Here is a 14,602-nt window from a genome sequence, read left to right as displayed (position 1 = left end):
TTCTATGTAATTAATAAACAAATTAAGATACTTTATAGGAGAGCTGATTATTTATGAGTCGAATTTTGATTATTGAAGACGAGAAGAATTTAGCCCGGTTCGTCGAACTGGAATTAAAACATGAGGGTTATGAAACACAAGTTGAACTCAACGGTCGAACAGGTTTGCAGGCCGCATTGGATGAGAATTTTGATGTCATTTTACTTGATTTAATGCTTCCTGAATTAAACGGAATGGAAGTTGCCCGTCGATTACGTGAAAAGAAAAACACACCAATCATCATGATGACCGCGCGTGATTCTGTGATTGATCGGGTTTCCGGATTTGATCACGGCGCCGACGACTACATCGTTAAACCATTTGCAATTGAAGAGCTTTTGGCTCGAATTCGGGCACTTCTTCGTCGAATCCAAATTGAAAATGATCAGCAAAAGACCAACAAAAAATCAGTCACTTTTAAAGACCTCACGATCGAAAAGGAAAGTCGCATCGTTCGCCGTGGCGATGAAGTGATTAACCTCACAAAGCGTGAATACGAACTGTTATTAACCTTGATGGAAAATGTTGACGTTGTTTTGGCTCGAGACGTACTTTTAACCAAAGTTTGGGGCTACGATTCTGAAGTTGAAACCAACGTTGTCGATGTTTATATTCGATACTTACGAAATAAGATCGATCGTCCAGGTGAAAATAGTTATATTCAAACAGTTAGAGGTACCGGGTACGTGATGCGTTCATGACCCAACCCAACTCAAAACCGAAAAGAAGAAAGACATCGCTGAAATGGAAATGGGCGTTTTTTACGTCGATTGGTGTTTTGGCGATTGTTGTTATATTTTCCCTGCTGATTTTTAATCGCTTTACCAATGTATTACTTCAACAGGAGCGCTCGCACGTCGATAATACGTTGTCGACTGTTTCGTCACGCCTAACCAACTATTCATCGCCATTGACCAAGAAAGACGTTGCGTATTATTTGAAGCCAAGAATCTCGAATGATTCGGATCGGATAACGCAAGCCAATGGCAACGATCTTTATTCAAATTCGTTAATCGTCAACTTTTCTCGCGATAATATTTTGGTTAACGTCTATAGTGTCAACGGTAAAGAGTTGTTTGAGTCTCGCCAGGGTGATGTTAAATTTTATAATACCAGTAAGCGAAAAATTATTACTCGAAAGCAAAACGGCCGACAAGTGTTAGTGGGCAGCGAGCCATTGTTATCCAAGAAAAACGGCTCACTGATCGGGTACGCTCAAGTTACTGACAAACTAGATAGTTATCGAAGCACGACGCGGAAATTGCTGGCAATTCTCGCAATTCTGGTTTTGATTTCTGTCTTATTAACGATGATTTTTGCTTACATTTTGGCCCAAGAATTGCTACGACCGATTAATCAGATTCAAAAGACGATTAATGAGGTTAAAAGTGATCCCGATTCAGACGCGCGGATTCCTGCCTTTCGGTCAAATGATGAGTTAACGGACTTGGCCGAATTGTTAAACGGGATGTTGGACCAAACTCAGCGTTATATCGATCAACAGGAACAATTCGTTGAGGACGTTTCCCACGAACTTCGGACACCTGTTGCCGTTATTCAAGGCCATATGGAAATGTTGCTTCGCTGGGGGAAAGATGATCCTGAAGTTCTCGAAGAATCATTGAAAGCATCTCTTCAAGAGACCAATCGGATGAAAAGTTTGGTTTCTGAAATGCTGGATTTGTCTCGTGCCGAGCAGATTGAAATTAATTACGGTGAAGAAATCACCAATGTCAATCAAGTGTTCGAGCAGGTTTATAATGACTTTACGATGATTCATCCCGATTTCACGTTTACTTTTGATGACGATACAGATAAGAACGTCTACGTTAAAATCTATCGCAACCATTTGGAACAGGTTTTGGTCATTTTACTGGATAACGCAATCAAGTATTCGACCAACCGAAAAGAAGTCCACATGTCTCTTTCGACAACCATGTCGATGGTTAATATTGCCATTCAAGACTTCGGTGAAGGTATTTCAGAAGAAGACAAGCAAAAAGTCTTTAACCGTTTTTACCGGGTTGACAAGGCCCGCAGCCGAGATAAGGGTGGAAATGGACTAGGACTGTCAATCGCCCATCGATTGGTTGAAGCCTACCATGGTAACATTTCAATTGAAAGTTCTTTGGGTTATGGCTCAATCTTTCAAATTAACCTGCCAATTATGCAGGATATGCCAGACGAAGAAGCAGAAGATGAAGATCAACCTGATTCTGGAGACCAATCGAGTGATCATGGGTTGCCCGAAGGTATTTTGGATACTTCCACTCAAGCTGATAAATCTCATGAAAAAGATGCCGATCTTAAAGATTCTGCGGACGATTCTCAGTCCGATCACAAAAACGAGGCTGGGCCAAAAGTGTAAGCTTTTGACTCGACCTCGTTTTTTTGTGAATTCTATGTGATCTGGCTGAAACAGGTGACAATCGGCTGACACCAATTATCTAAGCGTCCCAATCAATTATTTTTTATTTTGAAATGAGAGATTGGGGCGCTTAAATTCTGGAATCAAAGCACTTTTTGTCTTTGACTTTCTTTAATTGAGCTTCCCAAGTTCACGGCGAACTTCGGGGGCTTCGGATTTACTGCTGGTAAAGATGATCCGATCATTGAGCTTTAACGGCGTGCCACCGGATGGTCGGATAAAGCGCTTATCCCGGTAGATTTGGGTAATTGTAATCTTGTCGATAAACGGGATATTTCGAACTTGGATGTCTGCGTATCGGCTGTTTCTCAAAGCAACTTCATAAACGCTGGATTCAGTGGAGGTCATCAGACGCATCGTCGATGGGGCCTCAATCAAGGATCGTAGCATGCTGATATTAACGTCCGGTGTATTGTATAACTCGACGCCCAGCTGATCGAGTTCATCACGGCGCTCATCTAAAATGTTTCGGTCTTCGAAACGAACAATCACCCGACGAACCCCATACTTTTTTGCAGTTTTTGCCAATTGATAATTTTTTTCGGAATTAATTTGACCAAAGACAACAATATCTGCGTCAAATACACCGTGGTCGATCATAAACTCGGCGTCCAAACTGTCTAATAGTGTGATGGAAATCTCACTGTTAAACGCCCGGTAGTTGTGTTGATTGTTTGTATACATCGTCACGTCGTACCAACCTTTGGCAAGCTGTTGGGCAACGGGGACGGTCGTTAAATTCGTTCCGATGAAGTGGACGGTCGTCTTTTTGAGATCTTCTGCTTCAGCCGAATATAATTTATTAAATACCAACGGACCGACGACACAGGTGATGACCGCTGATAGTAAAAAGGCGCCTGATTGTTGATCAGTGATTTTGTGAAGGTGGCTGGCGACCTGCAAAACCGCCAAAACAACTGTAATCGTTGTGGCACTCATGGCTGTTCCAGCGATTGCATTAGCTGTTTTGAAACGCATTTTCAGGGCTGCAAAGACAAGTGCTTTGGCAATTAAATAGCCAACGAAGATCACGGGGATTAGAAGCAGGGTGTGCGGATTTGAGACAAGTTCTCTCAGATTCAAATTAACCCCACTCATAATGAAGAAGATCGGAATAAAAAAGCCATAACCAATTGAATCAAGGCGGACCTTGGTCTCTTCGTGAGGTTCCAGCAGCTTGATGACAATTCCGGCTAAAAACGCCCCAAGAATGCCTTCCGCACCGACTGATTCAGCAACCGTTACCAACGTCACAATCATGAAAAAGGAGAGCCGAATATCCACTTGGGTGGTGGACTTGTTAATCTGGTCAAAAAAGCGGAAAAATGCTTTAAAGCGCCAGAATAAAAGCGCAGCGGCAACTAAAATCAATAAAATCAGCCACAGGGATTTGGAATGCGGGCTGTATGCTGACGCATAGAAGGTTAAGCCAACCATTGGGACGACTTCTCCCAAAGCTGCTATTAACAGGATCGTTTGGCCAAACGGCTTACTGAGCAGCTCTTTTTCTTTTAAGCCGGCAATCACAATTCCAAGTGAAATGGTCATAAACAGGATTGCAGATAACCAGATGTCAGAAAATAACCCCGTCAGGTTCAAAATATAAGCCATTAAGATCGACATGACAACAATCGAAGCGTAGCCGATAATGGCCACTGTCAAGACCGAGTATTTGGCCTGATGTTGCTTGCCCTTTTCCTCCAAAGGCGTTAGTTCACGATTTTTTCGTTTGAATAAGCTAAAGTCAATTTCCATTCCGCTTAAAAATAAGAGGAAGATCACGCCGACATTTTGGAGAATATCCAGTGTACTTGACGATGTAATCCAATTAAAGACGGATGGTCCAAGAAACACACCGACGATAATTTCGACCACCGCGGTTGGCAGAAAGGTGATTTTAAACCTCGCCATTGCCAGCGGAATGACTAAAGCGGCCAGTAAAATAATGAGTAAAGATAGTTGATTCATAGAAGTGAACAGCTCTTTTCCTGAAAAAATATACAGTAACATCCTATCATTGATCGGTTGATTGTGGGTCAGATTTTTTTAAAAAGGGACAAAAAAATCACATCCCGGAAGATGTGATTTTTTGAGTATTTAGTCGTGATGACGTTGCTGCTTACCGGCATTTCTGGGCCGAGATTGTTTTGGCTTTTGAACGGAAGAAGCGTTCGAAGAAGATGGTGTCGGCTTTTCCTTAGGCTTGTTGTGCTTAACCTGCTGTTTGCCGGTGTTTCGTTGCCGGTTGCGGTTATGAGATACGGCAGTTGAATTGGTCGAGTTTGCAGGAGCAGCTGGTTGACTTGGCATCAAATCTTCGACAGTCACCGGCTTTTTACCCGCATTCTCCTTTTCAATATTCTTACGAATTCGCGGACGGTACATATTGATAATCAACGTCTGGATACATGCGAACAAACCACCGATGAAGAAGTAGATTCCCAGACCAGCTGGTGCGGACAAAGTGAATATCAAAATCATAATTGGGCTCATTAACATCATTGCGCCCATTTGCTTTTTCTGGGCCTGCGGTGTTCCAAGCATGGTGAGGTAGCCTTGAAGCAGGTAGGAGAGAAAGGACAAGACGGCTAATACCCAACTTGTTTGTCCAAGGCGAATCCCCATAAAGACGGTGTGGGAAAGTTCTGGTGAGTATCGAATCGCAGCATACAAAGCGGTGAAGATGGGCATTTGAATCAGCAGGGGCAAACAGCCAATTCCGCCGGTCATTGAAATCCCATTTTGCTTGTATAAAGCCATCATCGCTTGGCTGGTGGCTGCTTGTTCCTCAGGTGTCTTGGCAGCCTTTTGCCGTTTTTGCAACTCCGCCATCTGTGGGCGAATCAATTGCATTTTTTCCTGCTGAATGGTTGAGGCCTTCATTTGGCGGACCATGATCGGTAACAGAATCATTCGGACAAGTACGGTTAAAACAATAATTGCCCAGCCATAACTGCCAACAAACTGCGCAATCCATTCCATAATTGCCTGGGCAGGACGGGCGAGGTAGTCATAGACTGCACCATAAGGCTTGCCTGATTTGGTGGTTCTCACACACCCACTTAAAAGTAGGGCCATACTGGATAAGAGCCCCAGTGTGGTGATATGTTTAATTTTTTTCATTAGTAGGACCTTTCTTAAGTTAGTACGTAAACAAAAACAATCTTACTAGATTATGGCGGGGTTTTCAATTTAATATTTCACATTAAACCCTTTATTAACCCTTTTCGATATATAATTGATTTGAAGATGTTCAACTTTGGCAAATGAATTCGGTGATTTTTGAATGGCGGCAATAAATGCGGTTAAATTGTCCGGGCTGCCGCTTGCAACAATTGAGACGCTGCCATCAGGCTCATTTTTGACCCAGCCTGAAATGTCGAGGGACTTGGCAATCTTAATGGTTGACCACCGAAAACCGACGCCTTGAACCAGTCCGCGCGCATTCAGCCGGACGGTTTGATTATTTTCACTCATTAAAAGCACCACCTATTATATAAATTGGGAGAGAGATTATATGGAAAAAATTACGTCAAATCAAAATTCACGGGTAAAAGATTGGAAAAAAATGCAGACCAAGAAGGGCCGGGTCAAATCCGGTCAGTACGTTATTGAGGGTTGGCACATCGTTGACGAGGCAATCCGTCACCGACAAACGATTAAAGAATTAATGGTCGTTGACGAAAGCTATTTAGGCGCCTTGCCGGTGGATGATACGACGCAAGTGTTTATCATCACCCCAGAAATTGCCAAACATATTTCTTCTACTGAAACTCCTCAGGGCGTGTTTGCAGTTCTCGATACTCAAGACTACCACGAAAAGATTCCCGATGAACTTCAAGGGGCTTGGTTATTGCTGGATAATATTCAAGATCCCGGCAACATCGGCACCATGGTCCGGACAGCCGACGCGGCCGGCCTTGACGGAATTGTATTTGGTAAGGGGTCTGCTGATATCTATAATCCCAAAGTTGTCCGTTCAATGCAAGGCAGCCAATTTCATATGAAGCTGTTCACCGGAGATATTCTTGATTGGATGGCAGCTTTTCAAAATGCCGGGATCAAGACTTATGGTACCGAGTTAAATGATCAGGCAATCTCGTATGATACGGTGAAACCAACGTTACAATTTGCCTTGGTAATGGGAAATGAAGGCAACGGGGTTGATCCCGAGATTCTTGAAAAGACCGATCAGAACCTCTATATCCCAATGAAAGGTGAAGCGGAATCCTTAAATGTGGCTGTAGCAACCGGGATATTACTTTTCAAGTTTGTTAAATAACGTTCGTTTTCGTTGATATTTCGGTCAATACCTAGTATTATGTTGATAAATAAAGACAAAGGGGTATTACATGCAAAAGGATGAATGGAAAAACGATTCTGAGTATCGTGAAATAGTTTCTGATCTGTTAGCCACTGACATGGTGAAGAAATTGGCCAACTATACTCAACACCACCACTCAACTCGACTTGAACATTCAATTGCTGTTTCTTTTGACAGTTACAAAATTGCCAAGAGAAGGGGCTTAGATTATCGTGCCGTTGCGCGTGCTGGATTGCTGCATGACTTGTTTTTCTACGATTGGCGAACAACCAAGTTTGATTTGGGATCCCATGCATTTATCCACCCACGAGTTGCTTTAAGAAACGCCGAACGAATTACAAAATTGTCGCCTATGGAAAAAGATATTATTCTCAAGCATATGTGGGGGTTAACACTCGCAAGACCCAAATATGAGGAAAGTGTGATTGTATCTTTGGTCGATGATTACGAAGCTGTCCACGAATTCATGAGTCCAATGAAGGCAAAGTACGAAAATTTGAAGCACCAGGTAAAGCGAATTTCAGTAAGTAAATAACCGAAATTTAGATATTCCAACTGTGAGGGGGGATTTATATGCGCCAATTAATCGGCCTGCAAGACACAATTGACTATTATTTGTGTCCAAAATTTGAGAAGACATTTTCATTCCTTGGGAAGAAATGGAATGGTTTAATTATCGACGTTCTCCTTCAAGAAGGGGTTCTGCGTTTTCGCGAAATTGCCCGTCAAATTCCTAAGTGTAGTGACCGGGTATTAGTGGAACGATTGAGAGAACTTGAAGACGATGGCGTTGTTGTTCGAAAAGAACACGATGACTCGTCATTGATTGAGTATTCTTTAACTGAGCAAGGTAAGGAATTAGCACCGATCATGCACGAAATTCATACATGGTCCGAAAAATGGTATCCAAGCGTTAAAAAGTAGCTTGACCATTTTTTTATTTTAGCTTATTATTCATTAATGTAATGCGTTTGAGAAAAAAGTAGTAGGTTAATTTTCTATTCAGAGACTTCGTGGTTGGTGAGAACGAAGTAGAGAATTTTCACGAATTCATTTTTCGAGCAGAAATTGGGCGTTCAATCGACAAAAAATTTCCGGGTAATCACCGTTAACGATGTCTTAAGTGTGTGATCTGTTTTCAGATGACAAATTAGGGTGGTACCGCGTCGCTTCGTCCCTTATTGGGCGAAGCTTTTTTTGTGGTTAAAAATCAAACTGGAGGGATACTATGTCGTTACGAGATCAACTGACAGAGATTAAGGAAAAAGGGCTTGCGGATATTGAGCAGACTGAAGATTTAACAGCTTTAAATGAAATCCGGGTCCATTTGTTAGGTAAAAAGGGGCCGATTACCGCAGCCTTACGCGGGATTAAGGACCTGACCCCTGAAGAACGGCCAGAAGTTGGAAGCTATGCCAATAAGATTCGAGACGCAATCACCCAGGCTGTGAGCGATCACCGCCAAACCTTAGAAGATCAAGCGTTGAATGAACAGTTGGCAGCTGAAAAAATTGACGTGACCATGCCGGGTAAACCGGTTGTTCAAGGACAACCCCATGTGATCCAACAGATCATTGATCAAATTGTTGACCTGTTTTTGGGAATGGGTTACGAAGTTTTATCTGGTCCGGAAGTCGAAGAAGATAAATATAATTTTGAAATGATGAACCTGCCAAAGGATCATCCGGCGCGTGACATGCAGGATACCTTTTATTTGAGCAAGGACATCTTGATGAGAACGCAGACCTCGCCCATGCAGGCCCGGGCACTTGAAAAACATGACTTTTCAAAGGGCCCATTAAAGATGATCTCCCCCGGAATTGTTTACCGGCGGGATACCGATGATCCGACGCATTCACATCAATTCCACCAAGTTGAAGGGTTAGTCATTGATGAACACGTCACGATGGCTGACTTAAAAGGAACGTTGATTACCATGGCCCAAAATATTTTTGGGGATAAGTTTGATATTCGTTTGCGGCCAAGTTATTTTCCGTTCACCGAGCCTTCCGTTGAAGTAGATGTTACCTGCTTTAACTGTATGGGAAAGGGTTGCGACGTCTGCAAGCATACCGGCTGGATTGAAGTGTTGGGTGCCGGAATGGTTCATCCAAATGTCCTCGATATGGCTGGTGTGGATTCAAAGCGTTACGGCGGTTTTGCCTTTGGTGTTGGCCCAGACCGGTTTGCAATGCTCAAATACGGCGTTGATGATATCCGTGACTTCTATCTTGACGACGTCCGCTTCTTAAATCAATTCAGTAAGAGGGGTAATTAATCAATGAAAGTATCATACAAATGGCTTCAACAGTATTTAGATCTTAAAATGCCCGCCAAGGATTTAGCTGAAAAGATCGAACGGACCGCCGTAGAAGTTGATTCGGTGACCGTTGCCCAAGACGGCTTGAAAAAATTGGTTGTCGGACATATTTTGTCAATGAAGGCCCATCCTGAGTCCGATCATCTGCATATTTGTCAAGTCGATGTTGGTGAAGATGAACCTTTGCAAATTGTCTGCGGGGCGCCGAACGTTGACGAAGGACAAAAGGTCATTGTTGCCCTGCCAAATTCTCGAATTGGCGGCAACGTCAAGATTAAGCGATCCAAAATGCGTGGGGTTGAGTCCGAGGGCATGATTTGTGCCCTTGACGAAATTGGCTTCAGTAAAGACGTTGTGCCAAAGGAATGGGCAGACGGCATCTACGTTTTCGATGACGATGTGCCGGTTGGTGAGCCGATTTACAAATATCTTGGTATGGACGATCCGATTATTGATTTGGACGTCACCCCTAATCGTGGCGATATGCTGAGTATTTTGGGAACGGTCCATGATTTAGCCGCAGTTTACGATCAACAGCCAGAAATTAAGAAACCGGTTGTCGACGAAGATGATTCGTTGGATGCGAACCAAGAGATCTCGGCGACTGCTGATGACACATTAGCCAAGACGTATAAGCTTCGAGTTGTGGAAGACGTCAAAATTGCCCCAAGTCCATCGTGGCTACAGATTATTCTTTGGAATGCCGGCATTCGGCCAATCAATAATGTGGTTGATGTGACCAATTACATTTTATTGAAGTATGGCCAACCATTGCATTCTTTTGATAAGGATAAGATCAATGGTGGCATCACCGTCAGAACGGCTCATAAAGGCGAAAAGTTGACGACACTTGATGAAAATGAACATGAGCTTTCAACGGACGACATTGTGATTGCCGACAACGACAAACCAATTGCGTTGGCCGGTGTCATGGGTGGTTTTAATACCCAAATCGATGATCATACCACTAATGTTGTTCTGGAATCTGCCATTTTTGATTCAATCAAAATTCGAAAGACGGCACAACGGCAGATTATCCACACAGAAGCGTCCCAACGGTTTGAACGGGGAATTAATCCAGATGGTGTTCAAGATGCCTTAGACGAGGCTGTAAGCATGATTAAGACCCTTGCTGGTGGAAAGATCGCCAAAGGGACGGTGACTGCATCGGAATACCACCCTGAACTACCAACCATTTACATCACCGCTGAACGAACCAATCATGTTCTTGGAACTTCTTTGAAGCTTGATGAAATCAAAGCAATTTTTGACCGCCTTGGCTTTACCAGCGAACCCCATGAAGATGGGATTAATGTGACTATTCCAGCGCGTCGTTGGGATATCTTTAGGGATGCCGACCTTTACGAAGAAGTTGCCCGAATCTACGGCTACGATAATTTGCCGGCAACATTGCCAACTGGGCGGCAAACCATTGGGGTCTTAACCCCAATTCAAAAGCTGCAACGGGCTTCCCGGTTGATTCTGGAAGGCCTTGGATTAACCCAGGCAATTTCTTATTCATTAACAACAGCCAAAAAAGCAAAAATGTTCTTGATGCAAAAAAGTGAAGAAACTAAGCTGCTCTGGCCAATGACTCAGGATCATTCAGTTTTGAGAATGAATTTATTATCCGGTTTATTGGACGATGTCGCTTATAACCACGCTCACAAAGTCGATGACGTTTCACTCTATGAATCCGGACGGGTATTTTACAAGGACACAGTTGAGCAAGTTCGGCCTAAAGAAGTGGAGCATATTGCCGGGGTTGTAACAGGCAATATGACTAACCCACTTTGGAACAATCACGTCAAACCAATCGATTTCTTCATGCTAAAAGGAATCGTTCAACAATTTTTGATTAACATGGGCATCAAGGGTGACATTGAATACGTTGCAACCGATGAGTATCCGGAAATGCACCCGGGCAGAACTGCCAACATTTTGATTCACGGACACAACGTCGGCTTTGTCGGCCAAATTCACCCAAGAACCGCAAAACAATTCAAAATTAAAGAAACTTACGGATTTGAATTGGACATGCAGGAATTGATTGATCTTCCTAAGAGTGAAGACCAGTACCAGCCAATTTCGAAATATCCGTCAATTAAACGAGACATTTCACTGGTTGTTGACCAAAGCGTCACGAATGATCAGATTTTGGCGGTCATGAACAAGCGTGGGGGTGCCTACTTGAACAACGTTCGCTTGTTTGACGTTTACGAAGGTGAAAATGTTCCCGACGGCAAGAAGTCAATGGCTTACTCGTTAACTTACGTTGATCCTCGCGAAACACTGAAGGACGAAGTCGTCAATACAGCGTTTGAAAAGATTAAAAAACGATTAACAGCTGATTTAAATGCAGAAATTCGGTAATAAGGAAACTATAATTAAACTGAAAAGATAGGAGGAGCTTCTCATGAGTGATAACTCAAGTCGACGAAACCCCAAGCCCAATAAAAGTCTCGGGCGAAGAATTATTATTTCCGTTATTACCTTACTGGTTATTTTAGCTGCGACAATCGGATTGATGGGTTACCGGTACTTTCAGGATGCGTTAAATCCGTTGGACCCACAGGATACCAAAGTGACTCAGGTTCACATTCCACTTGGGGCATCCAATAAGCAAATTGGCTCAATTTTACAAAATAAAAAAATTGTCAAAAGCGGCATGGTGTTTGACTACTATGTTAAATCAAACAACATGGCCAACTTTCGAGCTGGTTATTACCAACTGAAGCCGTCTATGAGCTTAAAGCGGATTGCTCAGCGGCTGCAGCAGGGCGGATCCGACCAACCCATTCAAAGCACCAAGGGAAAAGTCTTAGTCCGTGAAGGCGCTAATATCGATCAGATCGCAGCCCAAGTCGCAATGACGACTGACTTCAGCAAGCAGGACTTTATCAAATTGATGAAAGATGATACTTTTATCAAGCAGCTTGCTACCCGCTATCCAAAATTACTGGATTCTGCGATGAAAGCCAAAAATGTTCGTTACCGACTTGAAGGTTATTTGTATCCTGCAACTTATGAGGTTGAGAAGAACATGTCTTTGAAGACATTGGTCAATCAGATGGTTGCTAAAACCAACCAAATGGTAACGCCACACTTGGCTAAGATTAAAAAGACCGGAATGAGTGTCCAACAATTCATGACGTTGTCGTCGTTGATTGAACGTGAAGGCGTTAACCAGACCGATCGTCGTAAGATGGCAGGTGTTTTACTGAACCGAATTGACATCAATATGCCGCTCCAATCAGACGTTGCGGTCTTATATGCCATTCATCGAAATAACAAGACGTTGACCAATAAGGATCTGCAGAGTAATTCGCCTTACAATCTGTACAAGTACACTGGATTTGGCCCAGGTCCGTTTGATAGTCCAAGTATTAGTTCGATGAGTGCGGTACTCCACCCGCTGGATCGATCCAAGGACTACTTGTATTTCGTTGCCAATACGAAGACCAAAAAAGTTTATTACTCAAAGACTTACGCTGAACATCAGCAACAAATTGCAGCGCATACTGCAGACAACAATAACTAAATGTGAGGTTTCAATTTAAGATGTCAATTCAAAAAAAGCGACCAGTTGTTATCGGCATTACTGGTGGCTCTGGCAGTGGTAAAACCACGGTTGCCCGGAAAATATTTGATCAATTGTCGAATTTTTCAATTACCATTATCCAGCAGGATTCTTACTATAATGATCAGACCAACATGTCAATGGCTGACCGGAAAAGCGTCAACTATGATCACCCAATGGCGTTTGATTTTAATTTATTGATTGATCAAATTAAGCATCTGCTTAACTATGAAGCAATCGAAAAGCCTGTTTATGATTACAGTCAATTTACGCGTAGCAAACAGACGATTCGCCAAGAGCCACGTGATGTCATCATTCTGGAAGGAATTTTGATACTTGACGATGAGCGATTACGTGATTTAATGGACATTAAGGTCTTTGTTGACACGGATGATGATATTCGACTGATTCGACGGATTGAACGGGACACCAAGGATCGGGGCCGATCGTTGGATAACATCATTCATCAGTACTTGAAGACTGTTAAACCAATGTATCATCAGTTCGTTGAGCCGACCAAACGTTACGCTGATTTGATTGTTCCCGAAGGTGGGGAAAATCAGGTTGCGATTGATCTGCTGACGACGAAGATGCGATCCATTTTAATGCAGCGCGGCAACAAAGAAATTAAGAATAATTTTGATTCAACAATTTAAATAACTAATAAAGGGGAATTTTCCAAATGGCTGAAGACACATATCCAATGACCGCTGAGGGTCGTGACAAACTCAAGGATGAGTTAGAGGATCTTAAAGTAAATCAACGACCAAAAGTGGTCGAACGGATTAAAATTGCAAGAAGTTATGGTGACTTATCTGAAAATTCAGAATATGAGTCTGCCAAGGACGAACAAAGCATGCTGGAGAGTCGAATTACAACCATTCAGCATATGCTTCAATATGCCCAAATCATTGATTCCAACGCCAGTGACAAGGATGAAGTCACCGTTGGTAAGAAGGTTACCTTCAAAGAATTACCTGACGAAGATCCGGAAACTTACCAAATTGTTGGTGCCGCCGAGGCAGATCCAATGTCCGGCAAGATTTCCAATGATTCACCAATTGCTAAAGGCTTAATTGGCCATAAGTTGAACGAAGAGGTCAACATTCCAATTCCAGCCGGCAGCATGAAAGTTAAAATTATTAAAGTTGAATAGATGAATCTGAATATGTGAAAGGGCTAGCCGCCGACAAGTGGTTAGCCCTTTTATTTAAAGAAAATCCGCCCAATGTATTCGTTTTGTTTGTGAAATTTACCAGCGATGTTATAATTATTTGTAAGCGAATACAAAGATAAACCTTAGGAGTGTGCAAAATAATGAAAATTGAAATTACTGATTCTGCAAGTAAATGGTTTCAAGAGGAAATGGGCCTCGGTGCCGGCAATGGTGTCCGATTCTATGGCAAGGTATATGGAAAAACACCTGTCCATGAAGGCTTTTCATTAGCGTTAACCCGTGATGATCATCCGGGTGAGACCTATGCCAAAACTGAAAAAGATGGCATTACTTACTTTGTGGACGAAGGGGACCGTTGGTTCTTCATCGGATTTGATTTCAAAGCTGATTTTGATCCTGAGAAAGACCCAACCAACGTTGTCTATAGTTACACGCCAAATGATGAATTAGATCAAGGCGTGATTTAATCTAAGGGTGTGGACAGCGGCTGTCGGCATCTTTTTTTATTAGATGCGTTTTCTGCAACTGCAACCAACGGGTTCAACTCAAAAATGGGGCTGTTGACAAAACTAACGTTTTGTCAACAGCCCCTTGCTTTTTCAATTTTATATAGCTGGAACGTGTGCCAAAAGGCTGCTTCCTAGGCATAACTACGAATAACTTTCCGAGCTTTCAGCTCAAAAAGTCATTCTAGGTTATGCTACGGAAGCAAACCCGCCTTTTGGCACACTCCC

General features: G+C 42.8%; 14 protein-coding genes and 1 other annotated feature. Of the genes, 11 read left to right on the top strand and 3 right to left on the bottom strand.

Annotated features, from left to right (window positions below):
- Window positions 1-53 precede the first annotated feature (53 nt).
- Entirely contained in the window at window positions 54-740 is a 687-nt protein-coding gene (locus AB3112_RS03600) for a response regulator transcription factor (RefSeq protein WP_057910422.1), read from the top strand.
- Window positions 737-2,407, top strand: a complete 1,671-nt coding sequence (locus AB3112_RS03595) for a HAMP domain-containing histidine kinase (protein ID WP_084975302.1) — start codon at window positions 737-739, stop codon at window positions 2,405-2,407. The genes AB3112_RS03600 and AB3112_RS03595 overlap by 4 nt, the downstream gene beginning before the upstream one ends.
- A gap of 171 nt (window positions 2,408-2,578) precedes the next feature.
- Here the strand turns inward: AB3112_RS03595 and AB3112_RS03590 are convergent, their stop codons facing one another.
- From AB3112_RS03590 to AB3112_RS03580, 3 genes are all read right to left on the bottom strand, one after another.
- Window positions 2,579-4,435 carry a cation:proton antiporter gene (locus AB3112_RS03590; RefSeq protein ID WP_367333963.1) on the bottom strand — a complete coding sequence of 619 codons (1,857 nt, stop codon included), beginning with the start codon at window positions 4,433-4,435 and terminating at the stop codon, window positions 2,579-2,581.
- Window positions 4,436-4,564: 129 nt separating this feature from the next.
- Window positions 4,565-5,590 (bottom strand): membrane protein insertase YidC, encoded by a 1,026-nt coding sequence (gene yidC / locus AB3112_RS03585; protein ID WP_057910419.1) that lies wholly within the window; start codon window positions 5,588-5,590, stop codon window positions 4,565-4,567.
- A gap of 69 nt (window positions 5,591-5,659) precedes the next feature.
- Window positions 5,660-5,944 carry an acylphosphatase gene (locus tag AB3112_RS03580; RefSeq protein ID WP_057910418.1) on the bottom strand — a complete coding sequence of 95 codons (285 nt, stop codon included), beginning with the start codon at window positions 5,942-5,944 and terminating at the stop codon, window positions 5,660-5,662.
- A 40-nt stretch (window positions 5,945-5,984) separates the two neighbouring features.
- On the opposite strand from AB3112_RS03580, the gene AB3112_RS03575 reads away from it, so the two are divergent.
- The 9 genes from AB3112_RS03575 (at window position 5,985) to AB3112_RS03535 (ending at window position 14,335) form a co-directional block, all read left to right on the top strand.
- Window positions 5,985-6,749, top strand: a complete 765-nt coding sequence (locus tag AB3112_RS03575; protein ID WP_084975308.1) for an RNA methyltransferase — start codon at window positions 5,985-5,987, stop codon at window positions 6,747-6,749.
- A 70-nt stretch (window positions 6,750-6,819) separates the two neighbouring features.
- Window positions 6,820-7,326 carry an HD domain-containing protein gene (locus tag AB3112_RS03570; protein WP_057910416.1) on the top strand — a complete coding sequence of 169 codons (507 nt, stop codon included), beginning with the start codon at window positions 6,820-6,822 and terminating at the stop codon, window positions 7,324-7,326.
- A gap of 38 nt (window positions 7,327-7,364) precedes the next feature.
- Complete coding sequence (locus AB3112_RS03565) at window positions 7,365-7,715, top strand: helix-turn-helix domain-containing protein (RefSeq protein ID WP_057910415.1); 351 nt, start codon at window positions 7,365-7,367, stop codon at window positions 7,713-7,715.
- Between the two features lie 37 nt (window positions 7,716-7,752).
- Window positions 7,753-7,973: a binding site (T-box leader), on the top strand.
- 46 nt (window positions 7,974-8,019) lie between these two features.
- Window positions 8,020-9,069, top strand: coding sequence for a phenylalanine--tRNA ligase subunit alpha (locus AB3112_RS03560; protein ID WP_084975313.1), 1,050 nt, complete (start codon window positions 8,020-8,022; stop codon window positions 9,067-9,069).
- A gap of 3 nt (window positions 9,070-9,072) precedes the next feature.
- Window positions 9,073-11,484 (top strand): phenylalanine--tRNA ligase subunit beta, encoded by a 2,412-nt coding sequence (pheT, locus tag AB3112_RS03555; protein ID WP_367333962.1) that lies wholly within the window; start codon window positions 9,073-9,075, stop codon window positions 11,482-11,484.
- A gap of 43 nt (window positions 11,485-11,527) precedes the next feature.
- Window positions 11,528-12,652, top strand: coding sequence for an endolytic transglycosylase MltG (gene mltG / locus AB3112_RS03550; RefSeq protein ID WP_057910412.1), 1,125 nt, complete (start codon window positions 11,528-11,530; stop codon window positions 12,650-12,652).
- Between the two features lie 20 nt (window positions 12,653-12,672).
- Window positions 12,673-13,347, top strand: coding sequence for a uridine kinase (gene udk, locus AB3112_RS03545; RefSeq protein WP_057910411.1), 675 nt, complete (start codon window positions 12,673-12,675; stop codon window positions 13,345-13,347).
- Between the two features lie 26 nt (window positions 13,348-13,373).
- Window positions 13,374-13,847, top strand: a complete 474-nt coding sequence (gene greA / locus AB3112_RS03540; RefSeq protein ID WP_057910410.1) for a transcription elongation factor GreA — start codon at window positions 13,374-13,376, stop codon at window positions 13,845-13,847.
- A gap of 161 nt (window positions 13,848-14,008) precedes the next feature.
- Window positions 14,009-14,335: a HesB/YadR/YfhF family protein gene (locus AB3112_RS03535; RefSeq protein ID WP_057910409.1), complete on the top strand. Its 327-nt coding sequence runs from the start codon at window positions 14,009-14,011 to the stop codon at window positions 14,333-14,335.
- Window positions 14,336-14,602: the final 267 nt, after the last annotated feature.

The sequence above is a fragment of the Lentilactobacillus sp. genome, from assembly GCF_040773105.1.
Lineage (GTDB): Bacteria > Bacillota > Bacilli > Lactobacillales > Lactobacillaceae > Lentilactobacillus > Lentilactobacillus parabuchneri.
Note: the sequence above shows the minus strand (reverse complement) of the source record. Positions and strands in the feature narration are given on the sequence as shown.